Source organism: Candidatus Sulfidibacterium hydrothermale, assembly GCF_020149915.1.
Taxonomy (GTDB): domain Bacteria; phylum Bacteroidota; class Bacteroidia; order Bacteroidales; family F082; genus Sulfidibacterium; species Sulfidibacterium hydrothermale.
Genome location: NZ_CP083760.1, coordinates 2658302 through 2684485 on the forward strand (window position 1 = coordinate 2658302; position 26184 = coordinate 2684485).

A 26184-nucleotide genomic window follows, 5' to 3' on the forward strand; every position below is an offset into this window, starting at 1 on the left:
TTCTATCCTTTGGAAAAATTCTCCCTTTAAACAGGCAAAAGTACGAAAAAACCCGTTTTAATTTACGTTTTTCATCCAGCCAAAGCCTAAAGTTATCAACCGTTAACGCAAATAAAAAGCGTTAAAACCGGTATCGGATTCCTGCCATAACTTCCAAGCCAACTACCGGATATCCATCATAACGAAAATATTGTTTATTCAGCAGGTTGGTTACCCGGATAAAAGCGGACAGTTGTTTGTCGATAAGATAATCGGCTCCGATGTTTACATCCAAATAACGCGATAAACGGTAATAAGGATCTTCCGGATAATAGATATTCCACTGATAGGTTTCGGCCCAGCGCTCGGCCATATAATTCACTTCAAACCAGGGTTTTATTTTTTTCAACTCATAAGACACTCCCATTTGCATCTCAAATAACGGCTTATATAACGGATGTTCCGTATCGTCAAGCGAATATTGATGATACGTTCCTTTCAGCCACACATCCAAACCCGGAACATTTCCATAAGTCAGACTACCGCTCAAATCCAGCACATGTCCGGAAGTATAATAAACCATATAAGCATTTTTAAACGCAATATATTCCCCGTTGCTGTTGGTGTAAAAAAGCGGGCCAATATTCAGGGAAATATCATGATTGAAATAGGCCATATCGGAAAACGAACGATATCCGGTACGGAATTCAAAACCAAAACGCCGGGCAATATTGCCGCGGAAGCCGCCAAAGGCTTCAAATTTGGTATTCTCCCACCGGAAATCTTTCTGCATGGAAGAAAGAAACGGATTCTCCCGGCTCATTTTGTCCAGCGAATTTTTGTTTAGCCCACCGTCCACACCGGCGAAAAAAGAAAATACCCCCGGTGCTACATTCACATTAACATGCAAATAAGGATAGAAATGTAACTTGTCACTCTGCTGCTTAAGCCACTGGAAATTAAACCCGGCTTTAAAAGAAAACATTCCGTAACGGGCATCAAAATAGGGCATGAAACGGGCAAAATAATCTTCCTCCGAGCGGTAACCTTCCGGTAATTCATCCGCTTCGTTTTGATAATAACAGAACCCACCTTCCGTACCCAGTTGCTGATGATTAAAAATGTTGGTTACTTTAAAACTTTTGTGCAAATCGAACTGAAAACCGGCATAGGTTTCTGACATGCCGTGCTTATCAGAAAGATAATACGCATCTGCCCGGAAAAAATGATGTAACTTATAGTTGGTGCGATAAGCACTGGCAAACTGCACCCCAAAAGAAGCTTTCTGATAATACTGTTTTAGGTTCGGATCTTTGGTATCGTAATCCAAAGTATCACCAGCCGTATTGTATCCGTAATAGCGGTTAGACCGGATTTGATATCCGCCGGAAAAAGACAAAATATGATACCGGAAAAAACGGTCGTACCAGATTCCGGCTTTCGAATCCGTATAAGGAGAAGGCAAATAATCTTTAATATTCAAAAAGGACGAGTGGTGCCGTAAATCTACCGTTAACCGGTACCGTTTTGCTTTCCCTCCGGAATAGTAATATTCCATCAGCGGACTGATACGGCTTCCCAACCCCAGCGTCAATAAGTTATTCCAAACAGATAATTTTTCAGCTACCGGTATATGTGTCAGCGGTTTTACCGGCTGAAGCTGCAAAACAGTAGGCACTTTTTTATCAAAAAAGGAAGAAGAAACTGGACTTGACGGAAAAGCAAGGGAAGGAACCTCGGGTTTTCTTTCCACTTTCAGAGCAGTACCTGTCCGCGGACGACTACTTCCGTAAATCACCACACTTTCGTTGTGTTTTTGTCTTAATGTATCCGCATGGTTCTGGGCCCGGGCCGAAGAAGCTACAAAAAACAGAAGCCCCAGCACCGGCATCAAAATATTTCGATTTTGAAAAACACTTACCGTCATTATTTTTTGTTTTTGTTTTGTTTTGTAGAGCCTGTTGATTTCACGGCAGGCAAAGCAGCCAGTTTTTTACGGGCTACTTGTTTCAAATCGTTCCCCGGATAATTGGCAATAATACTTTTTAGCGTTTCCCTGGCCTGGAAAATATTTCCCCGGGCCACATATACATCAGCCAACAAAATAAAACCTTTAGCCACCCAGTAAACTTCTCCGGGATATTGATCAGACAAAGCATAAATTAATTTCTCGGCGGCATCGTAATTTTTGTTTTTATACTGAAGAAGAGCGAGATAATATTTTGATTCTGCTCCGCGATAATCTTTGCTCAGCTTATCGGTAATGGCAAATTCACGTTGGGCCGTCTTCCATTTTCCACTTTTCCAGGCCGCTTTAGCCAACACAAAATGAGCATAAATCGTTTGATCTTCACTCACTTCGGGCATCCGTAATATTTCAGCGGCTGCTTTTGCTGCAAGCGTTTCATTGCCCGAGAGATAAGCAGCCCGCATTTGTCCGTCTACCGCTTCCAGTTTCAACGACGGATCTTCTGCCATCTTCTGCACCTTCCGGTAATTTTCCGCGGCCTTTTTAAAATCTTTCCGGGCATATTCCATCCGGGCTGCTTTTACCAGCGCAGGCAAAGTAAAATCATTAACCGGCCATTGAATAATCTTATCAAAATATTTCAAAGCCATTACCGTATCTTTCTGACGGGCATAACATTGCCCAAGATAATGCCAGGCTTTAACTTTAAATCCGCCCTGCGGGAATTGTTTCAGATAATTCTCCAATGCTTTTTCAGCTTTCGGACAATTTCCTGAAAGAAAAGCATCTTCTCCTACCGAAAACGTCAGCGAATCTTCCTGGCTTTTGGATATCTGGACAAAACTCAGCGTACGGGCATAGGCAAAATAAGCCGCCGGATCGCCTTTGTCTTTATAAATGCTCTCGAGTGTACTGAGTGCCACACGCGCTTCACCCGAAGCCGGATAAGCTGCAATAACCGCCTTTAATTGCCGGATCGCCTTATCATACTGGTTGTTTTTATAATAAAGCAATCCCATTTTCACCCGGGCCATCCGGGCATAAGAGCTGGCGGGTCTTTCTTTGACAATACGTTGAAAGTAGACAATTCCCTGACGGGGACGATTCAATGAACTGGCATAAGTGGTAGCCAAATCGTAAAGTGCCCGTGCATAATAAGGCGATCGGGGATAGCGCTGCACCAGCTGCTGCAAGACTTGTACTTTTTTGGAAAACGCTCCCTCTGCCCCATAACAAAACGCTTCTTCGTACAAAGCATAATCTGCATTACGCGCTCCGGCACTCACCACTTTACGATACCACGGAATCGCTTGCTTGTAATTTTCCAATAGCGTATAACTATCCGCAATTCGCAATTTGGCATCTGCCCGCATGGTCGGATTATCATAAGGCTGGCTTAAAAACCTTTTGAACCAAACGATCGCCTGCGAATAATTTTTTTGTTTGAAATAGGCATAAGCCAAATCGTAATAAGCCGGAATATACAACGAAGACGAAACAGCTCCCCGCGATGTCAAAAAGTATTTATACATACGAATAGCGGTGCCATATTGCCCGAGATTGTAATAACAGGAAGCCTGCCAGTAAAGACTGCGCCGTTTTATATCGGCATCACTGTTGTAGCGAGCCGCTTTTTTAAAATAAACCAATGCCTTTGAAAACTGTCGCTGGGTATAAAAATCAACGGCCTGGGTAAAAGCCAGTTTTTGATAAGCAATCTGCAGGCTTTTCTGTTTTACTCCCGATTTTTCGATCGAAGAAAGCGCCGCCATGTTATTATGTGTATTCACAAAAAGCCGGGCCAATAAAGCTGCCGCTTCGGACCTGCGATTTTCCGGCACTTCCGGATTGTTCACAAATTGTTGTACCAATGCAATGGCGTCATGATTCTGATCACCTTTATTCCGTATGGTAAGCCGGGCATAAGCCAACAACGCTTCGGCACCTGTTTCATTAGCCGGATTGGCCTGAAAAGCCGAAACAAAAGCATTCTGGGCAGCTTGTATTTGTGCGGTCTTCTGATAACAAATCCCCAGATGATACCAGGCATTCTGGGCGATTTCGCCTCCGGCATCTACCGCCCGCTGAAAATAATAAAGTGCTTCGGCATATTTTCCGTTTTCATAAAAAGTAATTCCTATCCGATAGGATTCTTCCGGCGCAATAGTACTTCGCGCTTCTTTAACATATTGGGTATAATAAGGCAATGCTTCGGCATAACGATTCAATTTATAATAACTGTTGGCAATCAAACGATTTACCATAGCCTTTTGGTTATACCGGGCATGAGGCAACAACTGCTGTCCCACAGAAATTACTTTTTTATATTCCTTTTGCTGATAATATAACTGCATCAAATATAACGGAACCGTTTTCCGAAAACGCGGATCATCTTTGATCAGCAAAAAAGCCTGAAGCGCCTGACTATTATTTTTCATTTCCAACTGAGCATAACCATAGTAATATGCTGCCGGGGCAGCAAACGGACTTTGGGTATGCATCACCTTACGAAACAGCCGAAGTGCTTCATCCGTTTTGTTCCGCTTTAACAAACAATAACCTTTCAAATAATCGTAATGATATTGTTGTTGCTTATTCAGCTTGTTATATGAAATCTGCTGAAGGACTTTCAGTGTTTGACTATATCGGCGATTACGAAAATACGCCACGGCCATGGAAAATTTCACCGAAGGCATCCAGACACTTTCCGGATATTGGCTGATGAAACGGCTTAAACGTACCATCGCATCATTTTCCTGTAGTTTCACGGCACAATCTGCTGCATAATAAGCTGCATTTTCGGCTTTCAGGTTTTGTTTCTCAGGCAACCGGCTCACATACCAATCAAACATCTTTTCGGCAGCTCCGTAATTGGCTTGCCGGTACAACTCCACCGCTTTACGGTAAATATCAGCCGGAGCACGGTAAAAATCGGTTTCCTGCGCCCGGATACCCTGCAAAATCCCGGTAAGAAACAAAAAGAAAACAACGGCTTTTCGAAGATTACGATTCATTCGGATAGTACTAAATTTTGAATAAAAGTAAGGAGAAGTCGTTTTCGTCTCCTCAATGCATGCACAACTTATCAACATGCATTAGTGAAACGTTTGAAGCGCTAAAATGTTATCCTGCAAGAGGAAGAAATATTGGCCTAACCGATTAAATTTACTGAAAATTAATGCCCTGCTTGTTGTTGGTGTATTTTTCAAGCAGTTCAAATCGCAATGCGGTATAAAGGTCAAAAATCTCATCCGTCACTTTTGCCGAATAACGGGTAAGATATTCCCGTGCTTTTTTCGGATGTTTTTTATACAAAGCCAAAGCTTCTTTTTCAACTGCCGGTTGGTCGGCAAAAATTTTATTTTCGAGCGGAGTACGGGCTTTTACCACATCGCGATAAGCATCCTGCCAACGAAGATAAAGCAGGTTATCCACAAAATCGATAGCCCATTTCAGTGATTGCGGGCTGTATTTATCCGGATTATAGGTTTTCAGTTTCGGATTTACCGATGTAATCCCACAATACAACGGCACATACATTCCGGTATGCTGGTTATCTTCATAAACCCAATACACCCCGCCAATGGCATCGGGCAACCACGACCGCAGCTGGGCAATCATGCCGTATCCGCCTTTGGCCACATTACGACGATTGTTGATCTTCAGCAATTTCCGCATAGCGGTTGTCGGAAAAGGAGTCGCCAGCGGACTTTTTTCCATTTTTCCGTCTTTTCCGGGCACATACCACTGGGGAACATTACTCATGTCGTAAATGGTACCGTGATATACCGAGCGCTGAAAAGCCATTACATCCCGTACGGAAATCTTTTTTTCCGGCTTGATGGCAAAAGGATAAATGGAGAGCGGCTCCACATACTGATGATAATCGTCCAGCCCACCGTAAGGATTATTGGTCCGGCGCGGAGGCCAATGACGATAATGAGGCGCTACCGTACTGTAAAACAGCCAAAAACGATCGGTAGCCCATTCGCGCGGAATGGGAGCATACACATTTTGCCACACAAAAGGTTCGCCCGATTTCGGGTTATACCATCCTTTTTTGATGGCAAAGCTTTTGTAATTGGGAGAAGCCATAAAATTGGCCGTATCTTTTATGTTGATTTGCTTAATGATCAACCAGTTGGGAATGACAAGGGCTTTATCATCCGGAATCCGCTCGGCAGCCCAAATTGCTCCGGGTTTCCCCGATTTAGGATCCCATCCGGGGCCTACGGCCACCACTTCAAAAACCCAGGCTTCGTTTGGATCGGCTACGACCAGCGTTTCCGATTCTCCAAAATCCGAAGGCAGAAAACCATACTTCTCCATCAGATGACCGATGAATTTCACCGCATCACGAGCTTTGGTGTAACGTTGCAGGGCAAAAATCATCGCCTGCTCCGCCGTCATGATTTGTTTGTTTTTTGTCCGGTCGAAATGCAATTCGGCCCGCATACTGGTCGTACTTTCAGCAATGGCCAGCTGATGCTCATTCATATGCGAATAAGCCGAATGAAAATATTGATACGTATGCCGCACCTGCGGAATAAATCCCAACGTATCGCCGTAACTATCCAGCGGCTGCCGTACATTTTGAATTCCCCAGTAAACCGGAATCATGGCTCCGGCCGGAAAATCCATGGCCGGCACCACACGAATGCGGCAATCATCTCCATTATCGGTTTGCGAAATAATGACCGAACCATCGGCAGATGCTTTTTTCCCCACCGCAATCACAGTACAAGCCTGGATAGCAGGTTCCGCAGTAAGAAAAAAGAAAAAGAGAAAAATCAGGGCGTGTACTTTTTTTATCATTTTTCAGCGTATTAAGATTTTTCCGGCTTCCGGGCCACCATCAACCGGGCATATTTTTTGAAATAAAGATGCTCTTTAAAATCATCAAAGCCAAAACCGGAAAGCATTTGCTTTAAATCACGTTCAATAAAATCGAAAGCATACGGACATTCTCCTTTCTGAAAAGGAATCCGGTAATAAAACGGCATGGCATTCATGTCGAATTCAGCAAAATCAAGAATATTGAACGTTCCCCCCGGTTTCAAATGATTAAACGCATTTTGAATAATGTTTTCGCGGATATTCTGCGGGAAACCGTGAAGCACAAAACTGATAAAAACCTTATCATATTTTTTATCCAGCTGAAAAGGCAGATCGATGCGATGGTTCAAAAACTCAGTATTGGGATAACGGCTGCAGTTTTTCTTGAACTGTACTTCCATTGCTTCGGAGATATCCAGACCGGTAATAAAACCTTTGTCACTCAGATATTGCATCATCAAACAGGCATTGCGTCCTGTACCACAGCCAAAATCCAGAATTGCATCTTCTTTCTGAATTTGCATATCCTTAATAGCCCGATGAATAAACCCTTTGTATTTGCCAAAAGAGAGCAGGTTCATCAGTGTGTCGTAATGTTTGGAAATAAACGGGTTCAGTTCAACGCCCGATTCGGGATATAATTTTTTCATCGTATTAAAAATTTATTCGAGCCAGGGATCCATATTGGTATTGGTGCTGGCATAAATATCCGTATTGTGATAACGCAAAATGGTTTTCAGCAGATCAATTTTCCCGGCGGCTTCTTTATTTTCAGGATTCAGTTCAGTTACCTTCCGGTAATCGTTCATGGCTTCGCCGTACCGGTTCAGTTTATAAAAAAGCTCAGCCCGGACAAAGTACAGACCTTCATCGTCAGGCTGAGCCTCAATCATTTTATTCAGTTCATTTACAGCTTCAAGAATGGCTTTTTCACCTTCGACATTCTGAAACTGATTTAACTTCGCTCCTTTTTCCAATTCTTCCGGAATTAATTATTTATAGAAGCAAATATACGAACTTGTTTCGTTTACTTTGTATTTAAAATTTTTGTGATCGGGGATAGTAAATGTTTCGAAAGGTTTGTAATCTTTCCATTGCTCTTCCCCTTCAATCCACACGCTGATAATGCCCGAAGTTACCGTAGTCACTTCTTTTTTTATGGCACCAAATTCGTATTCTCCCGGAGAGATAATCCCTACGGAAAAAGGATTTTTTCCGTCGTCGTAAGTCAATGACTGGACGCGCTCGCCATGATATTTTCTCAAATGAAACATAAGGCTTGATTTTTATGATTAGCAGTGGTAAATATAGCGGAAAAATCCATACGAATCAAGTCATCCGGACATTTTAACGCTTTTTATATTTCTCCACGGCTTGCTTCACGGTAATATCACCGGCATAATCTACCAGTTTGGCTCCCGTTTTCTGAAGTACTTCACCAGCCTTGGGGCCGAAATTCCCTCCGGTAATTACCATATCAGCGCCCAGCGTAGCGGCAAGCTGTGCTGCCTGGATACCTACACCATGTTCGGCTTGTTTGTTTTCTTCGTTGGAATGCCACGTAAGTTCACCGGTGGCATCATCATAAAGGCTAAATCCCGGAGCCCGTCCAAAACGGTCGCTCACAGGAGCATCCCATCCTTCTCTTTTGGCTGCAATTAATATTTTCATCGTTTTTATTTTTTATTGATTAACAAATATATTTTATTATTTATTTCACTAACAATATCTTACGCTTATTTATCCGTTAATTCCCGCACTTCTTCCCAGGCTTTTACCAGTTTTTCGCGCAATGCTCCCTGGTCATATTCCACAATGGTTTTAGCCTGAGATATCGCCTCGGTAAAACGAACATCGTAAGGAAGCTCTGCCAGTAACGGCACGTCATTTTCTTCCAGGAACTGTTTTATCTGTCCTGCCATCTCCGGATTGATATCGGCTTTGTTGATAATACAGCCGCTTTTCAGTTTCAGCTTGCGAATGAGTTCGTACACCCGCGAAAGATCATGCAAACCGGAAACAGTAGGTTCGGTAACCATCACCACAAAATGCGCACCGGTAAGCGAGGCCACCACCGGACAACCAATTCCGGGAGAAGCATCAACGAGTACATATTTTTTCTGCTGTTCCAAAGCCATTTTTTTGGCTTCTTCACGCACTTTGGTTACCAGTTTTCCGGAATTGTCGGCAGCAATTCCCAAACGGGCATGCACCAGCGTATTTCCAAAACGGGTGTTAGAGACATAAAACTTCCCGGCCAGACGCGGATGCATCTCAATGGTTCGTGTAGGACAAACCTGATAACAATAACCACATCCTTCGCACTCCATCGGGTCAATCACAAACTCACCGTCGATATGAGAAACCGCATCAAAATGACAAACTTTCATACATTTAAAACAGTGTACACAACCGTCGGTTTTCACTTCGTACACCTTTCCGCTGTAAAAGTCTTCTTCAACCTGTATTTCAGGTGCTGTCAGCAAATGCATATCTGCCGCATCCACATCACAATCGGCCAAAACAAGGTCTTTAGCACCCAACGCAGCAAAAGCGGCGGTAATGGATGTTTTTCCGGCACCTCCTTTTCCTGAGAGTACAACAATCTCTTTCATGCCCTGTCCTCCGTCAGTTTTAAGATCCCTGAATAAATTTTCTCTATTTCATTCCGGATGGCCGGCAGTGTATCTACCATATTTTTCCCTTTTGAATAAAGCACGGCTGCCTCCGTCAGATGCGGCAATTTGCCAATAACCGGAATTTGTTTTTGCTCGCAATAATGCAATACCTCATCGTTACCAATACCGTACTTATTGATAACGACAGCATATTTTTTACCTAATTCGCCCATGGTATCCATTGCCAATTTCAGATCATGAAAACCAAACGGCGTAGGTTCGGTAATTAACAACACCAGATCAGCATCTTTTACAGCTTCCATCACCGGACAGGAAGTTCCCGGAGGAGAATCCAGCAAAACCATCCACTGGTCATCGTAATTTTCTTTGATATATTTTCGTGTTTGCTCAATTAGCGGCGTTGCCTGTTCCACCCCAATGTCAATCCGGCTTTCCATAAACTCCAGCGATTCGTTCAGCCGGTACCGGCGGGTAACTCCCATGCGTCTTTTTTCCATCGGAAGGGCATCTTCCGGACATAAATCAGAACAGGCATAGCAAGAATGGCAAAGTTCGGGGAAAATCATCACACTAATTCCCAGAAAAGCCAAGGCATTGAATTCGCACACATTGGCACAACGCTTACACAGCGTACATTTATCTTCTTTCCAGTCGGGAACCATCCGGTAATTGACCTGTTCTTCTATCAAATCACCTTTCAGGAACAATCCGGAATTGGGTTCTTCCACATCCAGATCGGCCAACAATACTTTTTGACCGGTTCCTGAAAATTTTTCAGACAACAAAACCGCCAGATTGACAGCGAGTGTCGTTTTACCGGTCCCTCCTTTTCCGCTTGCTATAGCTATTTGCATGGTTAAGATCAATTATTTAACAATAGTCGAGAACAAAAAAAGCAAAGGTGCAAACTTTGCCACGCAAAATTACACCTTTGCTTTTCATAAAGGCCGTGTATGGATTATTTGTCCAGATCATCACGACGTTTTTCCAGGTTTTGCAGCTGATTTTTCAAGGCATTAATCACATTTTCGAGCCAGCTTTTTTCAGAAGCTTCGTTATAGGGAACCTGGTTATTACCGGCAAAGCCAAAACCCCTGCCGAAACCCAGTCCACGTCCGAAACCTCTGCCTAAGCCACGTCCGAAAAATCCGTTGCCATAACCCGGTGCGTCGTTTCCGGCACAACGGCCTAAACCTCTGCCTGTCATCGGGCCTTGCCCTACAGGACCTGTTCCATCACCTCTTGGCATTTTTACCTCCTTTTTTTATGGTTAAACATTCGTACTTTCTTACTTAGTTTTGAACTTATGTTCATTTTGCAAATGTATTCCAATATCTGTGCCATGTCAAGTTTTTTTTCAAAAATTTTTTTAAGCGTGGCAGAAACCATACGTAAAACCCTTAAATTAACATTTTTGAAGAGCAAAAGCCCACACCAATTGAGTCAAAATGTGTAAATTCGCAGCAAACAAAACAAGGGAATCATGAACACTACAGAAAATTTGGATTGGGGCAATTTGCCTTTCGGATATGTAAGAACAGATTATAATATCCGCTGCTATTACCGCAACGGAAAATGGGGAGAATTAGAAATCACCTCATCGGAATACGTACCGGTACATATGGCAGCCACAGCACTCCATTACGGACAGGAAGCTTTTGAAGGATTAAAGGCTTACCGCGGCAAAGACGGGAAGGTCAGATTATTTCGGTGGGAAGAGAACGCAAAACGCATGCGTAATTCAGCTTATGGAATCATGATGGCAGAGGTTCCTGATGAATTGTTTTATCAGGCTGTAGAAAAAGCGGTAAAACTCAATGCCCGTTTTATTCCGCCTTACGGAACCGGTGCTACGCTCTACATTCGTCCGTTATTGATCGGAAGCGGTCCACAGGTCGGGGTTAAACCAGCCGAAGAATACCTGTTCATGGTATTTGTTACTCCGGTAGGTCCTTATTTTAAAGAAGGCTTCAAACCCGTAGCCATAGAAGTGGTACGCGATATGGACCGTGCTGCTCCGCTGGGAACCGGAAAATATAAAGTTGGGGGCAATTATGCTGCCGGAATGCGCGCCAGCGAAAGAGCCCACCAAGGCGGATTTGCTTCGGTGCTTTTTCTGGATGCGCTGGAAAAGAAATATATCGACGAAGCGGGTCCGGCCAACTTCTTTGCCATTAAAGACAACACTTACGTTACGCCAAAATCAGACAGTATCCTGCCTTCTATCACGAATATGAGTCTGATACAGATTGCCGAAGACATCGGATTAAAAACCGAGCGCCGCAAAATTCCGTTTGACGAACTGGACAGCTTTGAAGAAGCCGGTGCCTGCGGAACAGCAGCGATTATTTCTCCCATCAAAAAAATTACCGACCACTCCACCGGGAAAACGGTGGAATACGGCGATGAACCGGGACCAATTTCCACAAAACTATATCACCACCTGCGTGGTATTCAGGAAGGTACTGTGGAAGATGTCCATGGATGGACTACCGTTATTGAAGGGATTTAAAAACCAAACATCATAAAAAAAACGCAGGCCGGATGACCTGCGTTTTTTTATTTCCGGATACCAGATCAAAACGGCCAAAAATTATTGTCGTTCCACACCTGTTCTTTCAGCTCTTCATTAAGCTGATAAAGCAAATGATGGTGTCCTTTTTCCCATTCGGCCAGCATTTGGTATACTTCTTTTTCTACCGGATCAGTAGCCTGTTCGGCTCTCTCGGAGTAAATTTTAATCGCGCGGTTTTCAAAATCAATGGCTGCCGAAATAGCTGCTGCTTCAAATCCCGCAGCACTAATTTCTTTTTTTATTTGTTCCGTTAATATTTCAAGATTGGCATCCTCTTCTTCCGGATGCGGTTCCGGATGAACAAACGTGTGATCTTTCAGATAGTGTTGTGCCTGGCGGGTTAGAAAATCAATGTGCTCATCTTCCTCTTCCGCCATCATTTCAAAAATCTTACGGGCCGACGGGCTTTCGCTGTTACGGGCAGCCTGTGTATAAAAAGCTTTTCCTCTGCGTTCAAGTAAAATCGCTGTTTTCAGAATTTCCAGGGCAGTATCTTTTGTTTCCATAGTTTAAGATTTTAAGTTTTCTCAAAGATACGGATTTTGTACTTTTGCCTGATGTCCTCAATAAAATAAAGGACAGTAATTTTCGAAACATGGCAAAAAAAAAGGTAGCAATTATAGGAGCAGGAATTACGGGACTTACCACAGCCTTTTATTTAAAAAAAGCGGGAATTCCTTTTCATATTTTTGAAAAAACAGCCCGGGCAGGCGGAGTAATCGAAACCGTACAAAAAAATGGATTTACCTACGAAAAGGGGCCCAACAGCGGCGTACTCGCCAACATCGAAACCGTTGAATTTTTTGAAGAGCTTGGTGACCGCTGTCCGCCGGAGCTTGCCGGAAACGATGCCAACAAAAGACTGATCTGGAAAAATGGGAAATGGCATCCTTTGCCATCGGGAATTATCGGAGGAATAACAACGCCCCTGTTTACCTGGAAAGACAAACTGCGGCTGTTAGGAGAGCCTTTTCGCAAAAAAGGGATGAACCCTAACGAAACGCTGTCTGAAATGGTCATTCGCCGTATGGGACAAAGTTTTCTGGATTATGCCATCGATCCGTTCATTTTAGGAATTTATGCCGGCGATCCGGCTTACATCGTTCCTAAATATGCCCTGCCCAAACTCTACCAGCTGGAACAGGATTACGGCAGTTTTATCGGCGGGGCCATCAAGAAAAAACGTCAAAAACAAACTCCGGAAGAAAAAAAAGTTACCCGCAAGATCTTTTCCACAGAAGGCGGCCTGCAACAATTAATTGAAACCCTGGTCGAAATCATTGATGCAGAAAACATCACGTACAACTGCTCGCCACTTTCTGTTCAAAAGGTCGCACAGCATCATTATGTCGTTACAAACGAAAACAATAAAGAATCTTTCACCCATGTGGTCAGTACTGCGGGCAGTGAAGGGCTCCCCGTTTTATTTCCGTTTATCGAACCCCGGAAATGGGAACCCATAACCCGCCTGAAATATGCTGCAGTAACCGAAGTTGCCATCGGATTTAAAAAATGGAACGGAATTTCTTTAAAAGCTTTTGGCGGACTTATTCCTTTTAAAGAAAAGCGAAATATTCTCGGTATTTTGTTCATGTCTACTCTTTTCAAAAACCGGGCACCGGAAGGCGGAGCGCTCCTGACTACTTTTGTAGGTGGCATGCGGCGCCCGGATCTGGCTCTTCTGAAAGATGACGCACTGTACGACCTGATCATGAAAGAGTTGGCCATTACCATGAAAATAAAAAACACAGCGCCTGATCTTTTTGAATACACCACGCATCGCCGGGCCATTGCGCAATACGGAGCCGACTCGGAAGAACGTTTTAAAACCATTGCATCACTTGAATTACAACATCAGGGGCTTTATCTTGGCGGGAACATCCGCGACGGTATTGGACTGGCCGACCGAATTAAACAGGCCCATTTCATGGCTGAAGACATCATTTTAAATGAGCTGTAATACCGATTGAAAATCAAAATGGTATAATTCGCTTATTTAAACATCTTTTATATTACGCCATACGCTTTACAAAACGGCTTCAAGTGTTTAATTTAGCATCAACCTAAAAACCAGAAAATAGCCATGTCTGAAAATACACAAAACCCGTTGATTCTTCACGTTGTTTGCCCCTCGTGCCGGCATTCGCTGATGGATAGTAATGTAAAGATTAAAGGACTGGACAGTGTTCATCTAAAAGTCCGTTCCGAAAAAGGAGAAAGAGGGGACGTATATCTTTGTGCCGCATATGAATGTTTTGAGCATCAAAAAGATATTGATATCCGTGAAAAAGAGATCGTAAATTTCTGCTGTCCGCATTGCCATACAGAACTGCTCACCGCCGAAACTTGCCAGGTATGCGGTGCTCCCATGGCGGAACTGGGTCTCGAAGAAGGAGGTTTTATCCGAATCTGTTCTCGACGCGGCTGTTTCAATCATTTTTTATCCCGTACCGACTCCTGACCAAAAAGACTATCGTTTTCTGGTTGTCAGGTATTTATTCAACACCTTGAACAGGTTAGCTTTACGGGTTGGTTTTCGTAAAAAAGAATCGCAGCCCGCTTTTTTTGCTTCTTGCTGATTTTCTGGTGCAGTATAAGCCGTTTGGGCAACAATGATGATATTCGGATTCTGGGCTTTGATTTTCCGTGTCGCTTCCAACCCGTTCATTCCCGGCATTTTCAAATCCATTAATACCAAACTGATATCCGGATTGTCACGGCACGCTTTTACAGCATCCTCACCGGTAACGGCATGTTGCACAACAATATCCGGATTAAATTTTCTGAGCAAAATCTCGAGATACTGGTAATTTACTTCTTCATCTTCTGCCACCAGCACGGTAACGGCTGCCGTATCGGAAGAAGGTTCCGGTAACAAATTCAATTTTTCAGGATGTACAGGAACATACGGGATCTCCACATAAAACACCGAACCTTTTCCTTTTTCCGACTCAATGCGAATCGTTCCTCCCAGCAGATCAACGTACCCCTTTACAATAGAAAGCCCCAGGCCAAGTCCGCCAGACAAACGCGAAAGCCGTTTGTCTTCCTGCGAAAATTCATCAAAGATCATCTCACGGGCGTTGCTTCCAATACCGATTCCGGTATCTTTCACAAAAAATTCAAGCCGGTCTTTTCCTTTCAACCGATAGCCCAGTTCTATATAACCTTCCTGGGTAAACTTCAGTGCATTTTCCACCAGATGATGAATGACCTTATGTAACTTTCCGCCATCTATATAAACCAATGCCACTTCGTCAGGCAATCCTTTTTTCAGATAAATCGATAATGATTTTTCTTTGGCTACCCGGTCAAACTCAGAGAAACAACTCATGAGCAATTCATTGATATTGACTTCGGCACTGGATTTCTCCACCTGACGGGTCTGCAATCGTGACACTTCCAAAATCTCATCAATAATATGAAGCAACTGCCGGGTACTGTTTTGAATAATCTGCACGTAGTTTTTGCGTGATTCTGCAGTCAGGTCTTCATCTTCCAGCAAAGAAGCAAACCCGATAATTCCGTTCATGGGTGTACGGATCTCATGGCTCATATTGGCCAAAAATTCACTTTTCAGCCGGTTGCTCTCCTCTGCTTTCTGTTTGGCTTTCCGCAGTTCAGCTTCCATCTCTTTACGCGAGGTGATATCTTCTTTCACCGCAATAAAATGCGTAATTTCTCCATCATTATTTTTCACCGGAGAAATACTGACCAGCTCCCAAAACAGACTTTGGTCTTTCTTTCGGTTGATCATCTCGCCACGCCACTCTTCACCTGCGGTAATGGTATTCCACAATTCCGTATAAATCCGGTCGGGCATTTTACCGGATTTTAAAATCCGCAGGTTTTTCCCCAGTACCTCATCCAAAGAATAACCGCTTACTTCAGTAAATTTCTTATTCACATACTGAATATTCCCTTCCTTGTCAGTAATTACAATGGAAGCCGGGCTCTGTTCCACCCCCAGCGAGAGCAACTGGATTCTTTCTTCCGTTCTTTTACGTTCGCTGATATCGCGGGCAATGGCCAGCACCAAGTCCTTATCGCCAATATGTACCACCCCGGCACTAATTTCCACCGGAAACTCAGAATGGTCTTTCCGGCGAAAGATCGTTTCAAATTTTATGATTTTCCCCGGAGAAAAATAATCCCAGTACTTTTTCTTTTGTATTTCAGCTAAAGATGGCGGCAATAGATCAAAAGCATTCATGGACAGGATTTCCTGCGAAGCATATCCCAAACTTTTTTCTATTTTTTCGTTTACCTCCACTATTTTTCCTTCCATATCGCACAACAAGATGGAATCGCTGGCTTGTTGCATCAGGGTTTTATACCGTTTATTGCTTACCCTCAAAGCTTTTAAGGCTTCTTTTCGTTCGATAAACAATGCCAGTTGATTGGAAATGAACCGCATCAACTCTTCATCTTTTTCAGAAAAAGCCTGAAGATTAGTCTGATGAATAAGCACCAACACCCCAATAAACCGGTTTTTATGGGTAAGCGGAACCCCCATCCAGGAGGTAGATAAAGGACCGATGATCTCCACTTCTCCTTTTTTGACCAACTCCCTGATTTGATCGTTGTTAACACGGATCAATTTTTGTTTTTTACGGACATAATAAATTAATCCTTTCCGGGAATCAGGCAAAGCATCCATATGAAATCCCGAGAGAATACCCTTTTTAAAAGGAAAAGTGTATTGATGATGTTCTTCATCATAAAGGGCAATATATGCATGATCGAAATCGACAACCTGCTTGATAATATCATAAACCTTAACAAGAAAACTGGTCAAATCGCCTTCCAGCACGGCAGCATGGGCAATCTGATACAAAACCTGCTGCCGGAGAGCATTTTCACGGTTTTCTTTCTCCACTTCCAAATTAAACAAGGCATAAGCCAAATCACTGGCCACCTGCCGGAAAAGCTCTTTTTCTTCGTGATTCACCTCCACATCATCCGGAATACTTACGGTGATAAATCCCAGCTTTTTGTTATTGTACTCCAGCATCTCACAAAAAGCAGAAGAAGACAACTTCAGGCGGGCAAAAGGGCAGTCTTTTTTTGATGTATCCGAAAGGAGAATATGTACCATTCCTTTCTCTTCCGATGCCATTTTCAAACACGCAGGCCATTCACCCCGGAGCATTCCTTTGGCAAGCGGAGAAAAAGCTTTTGCTGAAAAACCGGAATAAGCATTTACCTTTCCCAGATTTCCTTTTTCGTCAAACAGAGCGATCCAGGCTGCGCGGTAACTCTGTTCCTGTGTAAACATTTCACATGCTTGCTGAATCAGCTTTTGCACATCATGCTCACGGGTTATCAGCTGATTAATGTTTCGAATTGCTTTTAAAGTCCGGTTAAGATGTTGCACCGTTTCAAAAGCTTTTTGCCGGTCATATTCCGCTTTTTTAAGGGCGATAGCCCGTTTTACGGCTTCCCCAATACGGGTAATATGCTCTTTGATAATATAATCGTCGGCCCCTTCTTTCATACATTGCACAGCCGTATCTTCGTTAGTGGAACCGGTAGTAATAATAAAAGGCATAAAGGGCCTTTCCTTATTTTTAATTTTCAGGGCTTCCATCCCATCAAAAGCAGGAAGAGCAAAGTCGGAAATCACAATATCATAATCCTGAAGCAATTCAGCCAGATACTCTTCTTTCCGCTCAATAACTTTCAGGGTAAAGGCATCAAAACTTCTCGATAATGCTCTTTTCAATAATTTTACATCCGAGGCATTATCTTCAAGTAACAATATTTTTAGTTTCCGGTTCATGTGTCATGTTTTTAACGTTTTTCCCTACAGGTAAAACCTGTACGAACATCAGCAGTTTTCTATTTTGAAGGAAGGGTAAAATAAAAAACAGCTCCCTGATCCGGTTCGCTTTCAGCCCATATTTTTCCGCCATGCCGGGTAACAATCCGCTTGGCGATAGCCAGTCCGATACCGGTTCCTTCAAAAAGTGTTTTGGAGTGCAATCGGATAAAAGCGTCGAACATTTTGGCCGTATCATCCGGACTAAATCCGACACCATTATCTTTTATAAAAAGAGTAACCTCCCCGTTTTTTTCATTCTTTTCGTACCCCATTTCCACAACGGGTTGTTTTCGTTTGGAAGAATATTTTAACGCATTAGAAAACAAGTTGCTTAAAAGTTGTTTTATCAGGCTATAATCGGCAAAAACAACCGGAAGTTCTGTAATTTCAAGCCGGGCATGTTTCAGTCCGAAATGTTTTTGTTGTTCCATAAATACCGAACGGGCCAGCGGTTCCATATTAAACTCCACATAATTCAGGTTCTTACGGCCGGTTCGCGAAAGCAACAGCAACGCATCAATAATTTGCGCCATCCGCTGCGTTTCATCCACGATATCGCCGATAAGCTCCTGCCCTTCAGCATCAAGCAAATCGTAATAATCTTCTTTCAAGATAGTAGTAAAACCCTGTATAGCCCGAACCGGTGCTTTTAAATCATGCGACACCGAATAGGAAAAAGCTTCCAGCTCATGATTCAGGTTTTGTAATTCGCGGTTCGACTGTTCCAGTTTTTTCTGTACCTGCTGCATATCATTCAACAAGTTCGACAAGTCCTGTTGTTTTTTCTTTAGCCTCTGGGTACGGTCTTTTACTTTTTGCTCCAGCAGCTCGTTGAGTTCTTTCAGCTGATCTTCGGTTTGTTTCAGCCGGGTAATGTCTTGTACCGTTCCGTGTATCCTGACCAGATTTCCTTTTTTATCATAAAAGCTCTTTCCCCTTTCAATAACCCATTTGATCCGGTTTTCATCAAGCAACAAACGGTGAATATGTTTAAATGGCTTCCCCGTTTTGATGGATTCTTTCAAAACATAACGGGCTTCTTTCAGATCATCGGGATGGATACGAGCCTGAAACAGGTCGTAATTCGGTTTTTGTGACCGGGGCAGTTCCAAAATAGAATAAAGCCCTTCAGACCAATTTAATTCTTTGCTTTTCCGGACAAGTTCCCAACTCCCCAGACGCCCGATTTCCTGTGCTTCTTTTAAACGGGCCGTTTGCCGGGCTAACGTATCCCGGTATTCTTTTTCCCGGGTAAAATCGAGCGAAATAGAAAGGATGATCCTTCCCCGGTTTTCCAGATCAACCACAGTTTCAAAAAGGCGAAGATACACCGGCTTTCCATGATGGTCATAATTCACCATTTCTTTTTGCCGCGGCTGTCCACTTTTTAAAATTTCCTGAATATCTTTCAGCACCTTTTCCTTGTGAATATCGGCCACCGGGAACAAAGCATCCCAAACCTTTTTCCCGATAATTTCCTGGGGCTGATAAGCCAACAGACGACAAAAAGAAGGATTGGCATCCAAAATAGAACCGGTTTCGTCAATTAGCAGAATACCAGCCGGAGAAAGATCAAAAAGAGTTTTATAACGTAATTCCACTTCCCGTAAAGCACTTAATGCCTGTCGGTAATCTTCAATGTTCCGCGTAATGGATATCAAATGAGGCTCTCCGTTAAGCTCAATAATGTTGGACGAAACCAGCGCATGCACTTCGCTGCCGTTTTTCATCCGTAAATTAATGGGAAAATCTTTTACATACCCCTCCTTCATCATCTTCTGCAGATACCCCTCGCGCTGGCTGTAATCTACCCAGATTCCCAGTTCTTCGGCCGTTTTTCCCACTACTTCTTCTCTTTTGTAGCCGGTTTCCAACAAAAAAACTTCATTCACCTCGGCATACCGGCCGGTAGTAAGACTGGTAATGGCAATGGCAAATGGTGAAATATTAAACGATTTCCTAAATTTCAGTTCACTCTGCTCAAGCGCTTCCCGTGTACGAAGGGTTTCTTCCACATCGGTAGTAAACGAAAAAAGAAACAATTCGCCATTCGTTTCCATAAGGTTGGCCGAAACTTCCGCTCTGAAAATTTCGCCGTTTTTTCGTCTAAAAAGAACCGGATAATGATAAATAGCACGCGCTTTCAACACTTTTTCCACAAAAGGCTGGCGGTCTTCAGGATGAACCCATAGCCCCAAAGAAAAAGCCGTTTGTCCGATAACTTCTTTACGAGAATAACCCGATACTTCTTCAAACCGATCGTTTACTTCGATATATCTACCATCACTTAGCCGGCTGATAGCCACCACATCCGGCGAGACATCAAAAACTTTGCGGTAACGTTCCAGATTTCTTTTCAGTTCTTTTTGGGCTTTCACCTTCTCCGTTACATCAAAAACGGTTACAAAAAGCAACCTTTTATCTTCGCGGTCTAAAACCCCGCTGTAAAGTTCCACATCCCGCACCTGTCCGTTCGAAAGCTGATGACGGGTATAAAAATGATGTTCCTGTTGTTTTACCGCTTGCTGCAAAGCCTCTGTCACCTTTTCTGAAGAAAAAACATCGATATCCTGTAATCGCTTGGTTTTTAAAATATCGCGCCGAAAACCGTAAAATTTTTCTGCCGACCGGTTAGCATCCACAATGTCCCCGTCCGGTGTCAGCAACAACATCGTCGTTCTGTTCTCATAGAACAACTGATTTAACAGACGCTCATTGGCTGCTTTTTCTTTTTCATACAAATTACGGTAATCAGCTTGCGTATTTTTTCCATTGCTCATACTATCTGCCCCTTCTTTTCGATGCCAAAGACATCCTTCTCCGGTTTCATTAAAAAAACAAAACCGTTGAAAAACCTCCCCGATAACGATCTTTTTTTAATGACTTTCACAAAGGTAATAAAATTCGCCCTGTTCATCATAAGATTTTTGATTCACAGCCATTCTCGAAAAAATTCTTTTTCTTTTTAATAGGTCATTCTAAAAACAGAATGTATCTTTGAAGCCAAAAAAACATATTCCATGAATAAAACGGGAACATCCGGAAATAAAGGCCCGGGAGTCCGTTCGGACGTATGGGTGGCCGTAACGCCGAAATCAAAAGGCGGAATTAAAATTCACTTAAAAAGCAAAGTAAAAACTTTGTTCGGGAGACAAATCCAGGCTTTGACCGAAAAAGTCCTTCAATTTTTTGAACTGGAAAATGCGGTGGTGGATATCGAAGACAGCGGAGCGGTCGATTTTGTTTTGGCAGCACGGCTGGAAGCAGCCATAAAAGAGGTGACAGATACCGATAAGGAGTTTCTTTTCCCCCTTTTGGAAGAAAATAAAACGGAAACAGCCAAAGATGCTTTTCGTTTTTCCCGTCTTTATCTGCCGGGGAATTCGCCCAAACTCATGCTGAATGCCGGCATCCACAAACCCAATGGTTTAATTCTGGATTTGGAAGATGCGGTAGCTCCGGCCAAAAAGACGGAAGCCCGGTATCTGGTTCGCAACGCCCTGCGCAGCCTTCATTTTTACGGCGCCGAACGCATGGTGCGCATCAACCAGGGAGAACGGGGACTTGAAGATCTCTCTTTTGTTGTTCCGCATTTCGTCAATTTAGTGTTAATTCCCAAATGTGAAGATGCCACCGATGTTTTACGGGTAGCCGCCCGTACACGGGAGCTGTTGCTGTTGCACAACATGGAACATCCGGTATGGTTCATGCCGATCATCGAAAGTGCCAAAGGGGTCATGAATGCCTATTCGATTGCTTCGGCGGATAAACAAGTTGCCGCTTTAGCCATTGGACTTGAAGATTATACCGCCGATATCGGAACCCGGCGCACCCAGGAAGGGACCGAATCGTTTTTTGCCCGTTCCATGGTGGTGAATGCGGCCCGTGCAGCCGGTATCCAACCTATTGATTCCGTTTTCTCTGATGTATCGGATATGGAAGCACTAGCCGAAAATGTTAAACGTTCCAAAGCTTTGGGATTCGACGGGATGGGATGTATCCACCCCAGACAAATAAAAGTTATCCACGAAAACTTCGCTCCCGACGAAGCAGAAATTGAAAAAGCAAAAAAAATCTATCTCGCTTTTCGCGAAGCAGAAAAAAAAGGATTGGGAGTTGTTTCTCTCGGCTCGAAAATGATTGACCCACCAGTGGTGAAGAGAGCTTTAACGACGATTACACTGGCCGTCAATACCGGAAAACTGGAGAAAGATTGGGAGAAAAATAATTAAATGAACGTTAGAAATTGAAATTTGTTAATGGGAAACGGGTATTAATATTTGAAATTAGTCATTGGTCATTTAGTTAGTCATTTTAGCTGCATTTGGACATTGACATTGGTTGCAAGCACTGAATAATAAAAACAAAATACGTATTGTTTACCAAAAAAATTACAATGATGAAACTCGAAGAACTTAATGTTTACAATTTGGCCATGGAAATGGGAGATGAAATTTGGAATATTGTTAATCAATGGACTATATTTCAGAAGGATACAGTAGGAAAACAGTTAGTACGGGCTATTGATTCGGTTGCTGCAAATTTAAGCGAAGGTTTCGGGAGATATCATTACAGAGAAACTGTTCATTTTGGATATTATTCCCGTGGTTCTTTGTATGAAAGCAAAACATGGATACAAAAAGGATTTCAACGGAAATTAATTGATGAAACCGACTATCGCCATTTTATGGAGGAGATCGATCACATGGGTAAAATGTTAAACAATTACATCAAATCCATTGGAAAAAGTCCTTCCGGAAACTAATTCACATCGTTATATCTAAAGTTGCTCATCTTATAACCAAACCAGTAACCAATAAACGAATGACCAATGACCAGTAAACCAATAACCAATTTACCGAATAACCAAAAACCATGAAAAAATACGATAAAATAGTTAAAAATGCCGCAGGACGCGAAGTTCCTACCCTCATCAACGGCGAAAAACACATCCCCTTTCAGGGGGTGGGAAAATACAAACCCAAAGGGCGAAAATATGCTCCTCGCATAGCCAGTTGTGCCGATTATCCGGAAGACGGCAATAAATTGGTTGCCAACCTGAAAGAAGCTTTAATCAAAGCCGGTTTACGCGACGGCATGACCATTTCTACGCATCATCATTTTCGCAATGGCGATTTAATTGCCAACCAGATCTTTGATATTGCCCACGAACTGGGAATAAAAAATCTGCGCTGGTTTCCTTCGGCCAGTTTTCCCTGTCACGAGCATTTGATCCCGTATCTCGAAGATGGCACCATCCATCATATTGAGGGCAGCATGAACGGGGCGCTGGGAAAATTCTGTTCGGAAGGCAAAATGGCCGGATTAGGGATTCTGCGCTCACACGGCGGTCGTTATCAGGCTGTTCAGGATGGAGAAGTACAAATTGACATTGCTGTAATTGCTGCACCTACCGCCGATCCGTTTGGGAATGCAAACGGAGTAAATGGTCCGGCAGCCTGCGGATTACTGGGTTTTGCCCTGGCCGATTCGCAATATGCCGATAAAGTGATTGTCGTCACCGATAATCTGGTTCCTTTCCCGGCTATTCCGTGGCAAATACACGGAAATTATGTGGATTATGTGGTAGAAGTTGATCAGGTAGGTATTCCTGAGAAAATCATTTCCGGTACTACCAAAATCACAAAAAGTCCTGACCGGTTGCTTATTGCCGAGATGACCGCCCGGTTTTGTGAAGCCACCGGATTGATTTATGACGGTTTTTCCTATCAGGCCGGTGCTGGCGGAACCGCTCTTTCTATCGGGAACTATTTTGGCGAAATCCTGCGTAAAAATAACTGGAAAGCACGCTTTATCCGCGCCGGCAGTAATAAATACCCGGTAGAAATGCTGGAAGAAGGATTGGTAGAATATATTCTGGACGGACAAACTTTCGATCTGGAAGGCGTTCGTTCCATGCGCGAAAATCCGAACCATGTCTGGACCTCTCCTTTCACTTCTTATAATTATCATGGCAAAGGAAATTTTGCATCTATGGTAGATGTAGTGGTTCTCGGTGCCACGGAGGTGGATATAAACTTTAATGCCAATGTGGTTACACATTCTGATGGTTATCTCTTACACGGCATCGGCGGCTGGCAAAACGCCCTTTTCGGGAAAACCACCATTTTGCCCATTCCGTTGTTCCGCGACCGCATTCCGGTGATTCGCGATGAGGTAACTACCCTGTGTGCACCGGGCGAAATGATTGATGTAATTGTTACCGAACGCGGGATTGCCATTAATCCGCTCCGTGAAGATCTCATTGAAAAAGCCAAAAACAGCGGTTTGCCGATAAAAACCATCGAACAATTGAAAGAAGAAGCCGAAGCCATTTGCGGCGTACCGGACAAACCGAAACTTAGCGATGAAATTGTAGCCGTGATCAAATGGGTGGATGGTACGGTTCTCGACGCCGTACGAAAAGTCATTACAGAATAACGAAGCATGACGGCAGAAACGCTGATGGCAGAAACCTGGCCCCGCTACTCGCTGGGGAAGATTCGCCATACCCAGCGGCTTCAACAGGGTTTTGCCAACGAAAACTATCGTGTAACTTCTGAAAAGGGCATTTTTCTCTTCCGGATTTACCGCCAGCAACCGGTGGAACACGTAACGAAAGAACACCGGATGCTTGCCGTACTCCAAGCGCATCATTTCCCGTCGGCTTTTCCTGTTCCGGACAAAAACGGAAATACCTTACAGGTATTCGGGACGTTGCCGGTAGCTGTCTTTCCTTTTATCGCAGGAACCATTCCGCAGCTGAATGAACAAACCACAGCAGAGATTGCCCGGACACTGGCCCGGCTTCATACGATTCCGCCCGGCACTGTTCCGTTCAAAGAAAATGTACTCGCCGCAAAAGAAGTTGAAAAGCTAACCACTCGCTTCCCGCACCGGCATCCTTTTTTACAATCTGTCATCAACAATTTTCTCCGGCAATGGAAAGAAACGAAACCTTTTTTGCAGGAGAAATTACCCACCGGTCTGATTCATGGCGATCTGTTTCCTGACAACACCCTTTTTTCAGATAATCAACTTTTGGCCATTATTGATTTCGAAGAATACGGCATCGATTCGCTGTTGTTTGATGTGGCCATGACCATGAACGGATTTTGTTTTATGGACAACCAACCCCAATTACGGCTTCTAAAACATTTTTTAAAAGCTTACGAATCCCTGCGTCCCTTCACCGTGACAGAAAAAAAATTACTCTTTCCTTATTTGCGATACACAGCCCTGGCCATGGCTTCGTGGCACTTACGTTATCATTTGCTCCAAAGGCCTGATACAAAACAGGAAAAAAGAGTGTGGGAATTGTTGGAAAGAGCTGATCAGATTGAAAAATACGCCGACTATTTGTAAATTTGTATCTTATCAATCTTGCATACTATGCGCATCATTACCCAAAACGATTTACTCAAAGCGGCAGGGCCGTTGGATTTTTTGTCTGCCATAGAAAAAGCTTTCCTGTTGCAGGAAGAAGGTGACTTTTTCATGCCTGACCGCATGCATGTGACTTACAACGAAAATGTTTTGCTACTGATGCCGGCATTCCGGAAACAATATTTCGGAACCAAACTGGTTTCTGTTTTTCCGGGAAACCGGCAAAAAGGAAAAGCTGTAATACAAGGGAGCATGTTGCTGAATGACGGAGAAACCGGAGAGCTGCTGGCCATGATGGATGCTGCAACGCTCACCGCTTTCCGGACAGCGGCTGTCGGGGCTTTGGGCATTCTGTACACCACACCGAAAGAAGCCGATAAACTGGGATTAATCGGTGCCGGCACCCAGGGTTTTCATCAGGCACTTTTTGCCGCCGTTGTACGAAACCTGAAAGAAATTCATTTTTTTGATCCCTATCTTCCCCATCCGGAGCTTTTCATCCGGAAGCTGGAAAAGCATTTACCGGAAATAAATATCATCGCAGAAAAAAATGCGGAAAACGTGGTTAAAAAAACGCAGGTGATTATCACCGCTACCACATCCGAAGAACCCGTTATTCCCGAAACAGCCGAGATTACCGGAAAACACTTCATTGGTATCGGCTCTTACAAACCCACGATGCGCGAAATGCCCGAAAAGTTATTCCATCATCTTCAACACCTTGTCATTGACACCCCGCACACCCGGAACGAAAGCGGAGACGTGTATATCCCAATAAAAAACGACTGGATAAAAGAGTCGCAAATTTTACGGCTTGGACAGCTGATCAACGGCACAAAACAAATCAATGTATCGGAAACCACCTTTTTTAAAACGGCAGGCATGGCGCTTTTTGATTTGCTGGCAGCACAAATGGTGTACGAAAAAGCCGTGGAAAAAAATATCGGAACCCCTATCGAACTTTGAAAAAGCATAG

Annotated in this window: 21 protein-coding genes; 8 read left to right on the forward strand and 13 right to left on the reverse strand. The window is 43.5% G+C overall.

What is annotated here, in order from left to right; translation table 11 throughout:
- Positions 1 to 121: 121 nt before the first annotated feature.
- From LA303_RS10875 to LA303_RS10920, 10 genes are all read right to left on the reverse strand, one after another.
- The gene (locus tag LA303_RS10875) at positions 122 to 1906 is read right to left on the reverse strand and encodes a TonB-dependent receptor (protein ID WP_240525421.1); all 1785 of its coding nucleotides are present in this window, start codon (positions 1904 to 1906) and stop codon (positions 122 to 124) included.
- Positions 1906 to 4962 (reverse strand): tetratricopeptide repeat protein, encoded by a 3057-nt coding sequence (locus tag LA303_RS10880; RefSeq protein ID WP_240525422.1) that lies wholly within the window; start codon positions 4960 to 4962, stop codon positions 1906 to 1908. The genes LA303_RS10875 and LA303_RS10880 overlap by 1 nt, the downstream gene beginning before the upstream one ends.
- A gap of 151 nt (positions 4963 to 5113) precedes the next feature.
- Complete coding sequence (locus LA303_RS10885; RefSeq protein ID WP_240525423.1) at positions 5114 to 6763, reverse strand: dipeptidase; 1650 nt, start codon at positions 6761 to 6763, stop codon at positions 5114 to 5116.
- 11 nt (positions 6764 to 6774) lie between these two features.
- Entirely contained in the window at positions 6775 to 7434 is a 660-nt protein-coding gene (locus LA303_RS10890) for a class I SAM-dependent methyltransferase (RefSeq protein ID WP_240525424.1), read from the reverse strand.
- A gap of 12 nt (positions 7435 to 7446) precedes the next feature.
- Positions 7447 to 7761 (reverse strand): tetratricopeptide repeat protein, encoded by a 315-nt coding sequence (locus LA303_RS10895; protein ID WP_240525425.1) that lies wholly within the window; start codon positions 7759 to 7761, stop codon positions 7447 to 7449.
- Positions 7762 to 7776: 15 nt separating this feature from the next.
- Positions 7777 to 8058 (reverse strand): pyrimidine/purine nucleoside phosphorylase, encoded by a 282-nt coding sequence (locus LA303_RS10900; protein ID WP_240525426.1) that lies wholly within the window; start codon positions 8056 to 8058, stop codon positions 7777 to 7779.
- Positions 8059 to 8131: 73 nt separating this feature from the next.
- On the reverse strand, positions 8132 to 8455 hold the full coding sequence (locus LA303_RS10905) for a NifB/NifX family molybdenum-iron cluster-binding protein (protein ID WP_240525427.1): 324 nt from the start codon (positions 8453 to 8455) through the stop codon (positions 8132 to 8134).
- Positions 8456 to 8520: 65 nt separating this feature from the next.
- On the reverse strand, positions 8521 to 9399 hold the full coding sequence (locus LA303_RS10910; RefSeq protein ID WP_240525428.1) for an ATP-binding protein: 879 nt from the start codon (positions 9397 to 9399) through the stop codon (positions 8521 to 8523).
- The gene (locus tag LA303_RS10915) at positions 9396 to 10277 is read right to left on the reverse strand and encodes an ATP-binding protein (RefSeq protein WP_240525429.1); all 882 of its coding nucleotides are present in this window, start codon (positions 10275 to 10277) and stop codon (positions 9396 to 9398) included. Before LA303_RS10915 ends, LA303_RS10910 begins: the two co-directional genes overlap by 4 nt.
- Positions 10278 to 10381: 104 nt before the next feature.
- Positions 10382 to 10672 carry a DUF5320 domain-containing protein gene (locus tag LA303_RS10920; RefSeq protein ID WP_240525430.1) on the reverse strand — a complete coding sequence of 97 codons (291 nt, stop codon included), beginning with the start codon at positions 10670 to 10672 and terminating at the stop codon, positions 10382 to 10384.
- 231 nt (positions 10673 to 10903) lie between these two features.
- On the opposite strand from LA303_RS10920, the gene LA303_RS10925 reads away from it, so the two are divergent.
- Complete coding sequence (locus LA303_RS10925) at positions 10904 to 11935, forward strand: branched-chain amino acid aminotransferase (protein ID WP_317196916.1); 1032 nt, start codon at positions 10904 to 10906, stop codon at positions 11933 to 11935.
- A gap of 65 nt (positions 11936 to 12000) precedes the next feature.
- Here the strand turns inward: LA303_RS10925 and LA303_RS10930 are convergent, their stop codons facing one another.
- The gene (locus LA303_RS10930; protein WP_240525432.1) at positions 12001 to 12504 is read right to left on the reverse strand and encodes a ferritin-like domain-containing protein; all 504 of its coding nucleotides are present in this window, start codon (positions 12502 to 12504) and stop codon (positions 12001 to 12003) included.
- Between the two features lie 89 nt (positions 12505 to 12593).
- Between LA303_RS10930 and hemG the strand changes: the two genes are divergently transcribed.
- Together hemG and LA303_RS10940 are read left to right on the forward strand one after the other, a co-directional pair.
- Complete coding sequence (gene hemG, locus LA303_RS10935) at positions 12594 to 13958, forward strand: protoporphyrinogen oxidase (protein WP_240525433.1); 1365 nt, start codon at positions 12594 to 12596, stop codon at positions 13956 to 13958.
- 123 nt (positions 13959 to 14081) lie between these two features.
- Positions 14082 to 14459 carry a hypothetical protein gene (locus LA303_RS10940; RefSeq protein ID WP_240525434.1) on the forward strand — a complete coding sequence of 126 codons (378 nt, stop codon included), beginning with the start codon at positions 14082 to 14084 and terminating at the stop codon, positions 14457 to 14459.
- Between the two features lie 9 nt (positions 14460 to 14468).
- Here the strand turns inward: LA303_RS10940 and LA303_RS10945 are convergent, their stop codons facing one another.
- Positions 14469 to 17780, reverse strand: a complete 3312-nt coding sequence (locus LA303_RS10945) for a PAS domain S-box protein (RefSeq protein ID WP_240525435.1) — start codon at positions 17778 to 17780, stop codon at positions 14469 to 14471.
- Between the two features lie 59 nt (positions 17781 to 17839).
- Complete coding sequence (locus tag LA303_RS10950; RefSeq protein WP_240525436.1) at positions 17840 to 20602, reverse strand: PAS domain S-box protein; 2763 nt, start codon at positions 20600 to 20602, stop codon at positions 17840 to 17842.
- Between the two features lie 240 nt (positions 20603 to 20842).
- Between LA303_RS10950 and LA303_RS10955 the strand changes: the two genes are divergently transcribed.
- The 5 genes from LA303_RS10955 (at position 20843) to LA303_RS10975 (ending at position 26174) form a co-directional block, all read left to right on the forward strand.
- Positions 20843 to 22054, forward strand: coding sequence for an aldolase/citrate lyase family protein (locus LA303_RS10955; protein WP_240525437.1), 1212 nt, complete (start codon positions 20843 to 20845; stop codon positions 22052 to 22054).
- Positions 22055 to 22218: 164 nt separating this feature from the next.
- Positions 22219 to 22587 carry a four helix bundle protein gene (locus LA303_RS10960; protein WP_240525438.1) on the forward strand — a complete coding sequence of 123 codons (369 nt, stop codon included), beginning with the start codon at positions 22219 to 22221 and terminating at the stop codon, positions 22585 to 22587.
- Between the two features lie 110 nt (positions 22588 to 22697).
- Positions 22698 to 24263 carry a citrate lyase subunit alpha gene (gene citF / locus LA303_RS10965; RefSeq protein WP_240525439.1) on the forward strand — a complete coding sequence of 522 codons (1566 nt, stop codon included), beginning with the start codon at positions 22698 to 22700 and terminating at the stop codon, positions 24261 to 24263.
- A 6-nt stretch (positions 24264 to 24269) separates the two neighbouring features.
- Positions 24270 to 25187 (forward strand): homoserine kinase, encoded by a 918-nt coding sequence (locus tag LA303_RS10970; protein WP_240525440.1) that lies wholly within the window; start codon positions 24270 to 24272, stop codon positions 25185 to 25187.
- Between the two features lie 27 nt (positions 25188 to 25214).
- Positions 25215 to 26174 (forward strand): ornithine cyclodeaminase family protein, encoded by a 960-nt coding sequence (locus LA303_RS10975; protein ID WP_240525441.1) that lies wholly within the window; start codon positions 25215 to 25217, stop codon positions 26172 to 26174.
- Positions 26175 to 26184: the final 10 nt, after the last annotated feature.

Coding starts and splice junctions, on each gene's coding strand:
- LA303_RS10945 (WP_240525435.1), bottom strand. CDS start 17,780: ATGAACCGGAAACTAAAAATATTGTTACTTGAAGATAATGCCTCGGAT.
- hemG (WP_240525433.1), top strand. CDS start 12,594: ATGGCAAAAAAAAAGGTAGCAATTATAGGAGCAGGAATTACGGGACTT.
- LA303_RS10950 (WP_240525436.1), bottom strand. CDS start 20,602: ATGAGCAATGGAAAAAATACGCAAGCTGATTACCGTAATTTGTATGAA.
- LA303_RS10960 (WP_240525438.1), top strand. CDS start 22,219: ATGATGAAACTCGAAGAACTTAATGTTTACAATTTGGCCATGGAAATG.
- LA303_RS10910 (WP_240525428.1), bottom strand. CDS start 9,399: ATGAAAGAGATTGTTGTACTCTCAGGAAAAGGAGGTGCCGGAAAAACA.
- LA303_RS10955 (WP_240525437.1), top strand. CDS start 20,843: ATGAATAAAACGGGAACATCCGGAAATAAAGGCCCGGGAGTCCGTTCG.
- LA303_RS10940 (WP_240525434.1), top strand. CDS start 14,082: ATGTCTGAAAATACACAAAACCCGTTGATTCTTCACGTTGTTTGCCCC.
- LA303_RS10890 (WP_240525424.1), bottom strand. CDS start 7,434: ATGAAAAAATTATATCCCGAATCGGGCGTTGAACTGAACCCGTTTATT.
- LA303_RS10880 (WP_240525422.1), bottom strand. CDS start 4,962: ATGAATCGTAATCTTCGAAAAGCCGTTGTTTTCTTTTTGTTTCTTACC.
- LA303_RS10885 (WP_240525423.1), bottom strand. CDS start 6,763: ATGATAAAAAAAGTACACGCCCTGATTTTTCTCTTTTTCTTTTTTCTT.
- LA303_RS10930 (WP_240525432.1), bottom strand. CDS start 12,504: ATGGAAACAAAAGATACTGCCCTGGAAATTCTGAAAACAGCGATTTTA.
- LA303_RS10920 (WP_240525430.1), bottom strand. CDS start 10,672: ATGCCAAGAGGTGATGGAACAGGTCCTGTAGGGCAAGGCCCGATGACA.
- LA303_RS10905 (WP_240525427.1), bottom strand. CDS start 8,455: ATGAAAATATTAATTGCAGCCAAAAGAGAAGGATGGGATGCTCCTGTG.
- LA303_RS10915 (WP_240525429.1), bottom strand. CDS start 10,277: ATGCAAATAGCTATAGCAAGCGGAAAAGGAGGGACCGGTAAAACGACA.
- LA303_RS10970 (WP_240525440.1), top strand. CDS start 24,270: ATGACGGCAGAAACGCTGATGGCAGAAACCTGGCCCCGCTACTCGCTG.
- LA303_RS10875 (WP_240525421.1), bottom strand. CDS start 1,906: ATGACGGTAAGTGTTTTTCAAAATCGAAATATTTTGATGCCGGTGCTG.
- LA303_RS10900 (WP_240525426.1), bottom strand. CDS start 8,058: ATGTTTCATTTGAGAAAATATCATGGCGAGCGCGTCCAGTCATTGACT.
- LA303_RS10975 (WP_240525441.1), top strand. CDS start 25,215: ATGCGCATCATTACCCAAAACGATTTACTCAAAGCGGCAGGGCCGTTG.
- citF (WP_240525439.1), top strand. CDS start 22,698: ATGAAAAAATACGATAAAATAGTTAAAAATGCCGCAGGACGCGAAGTT.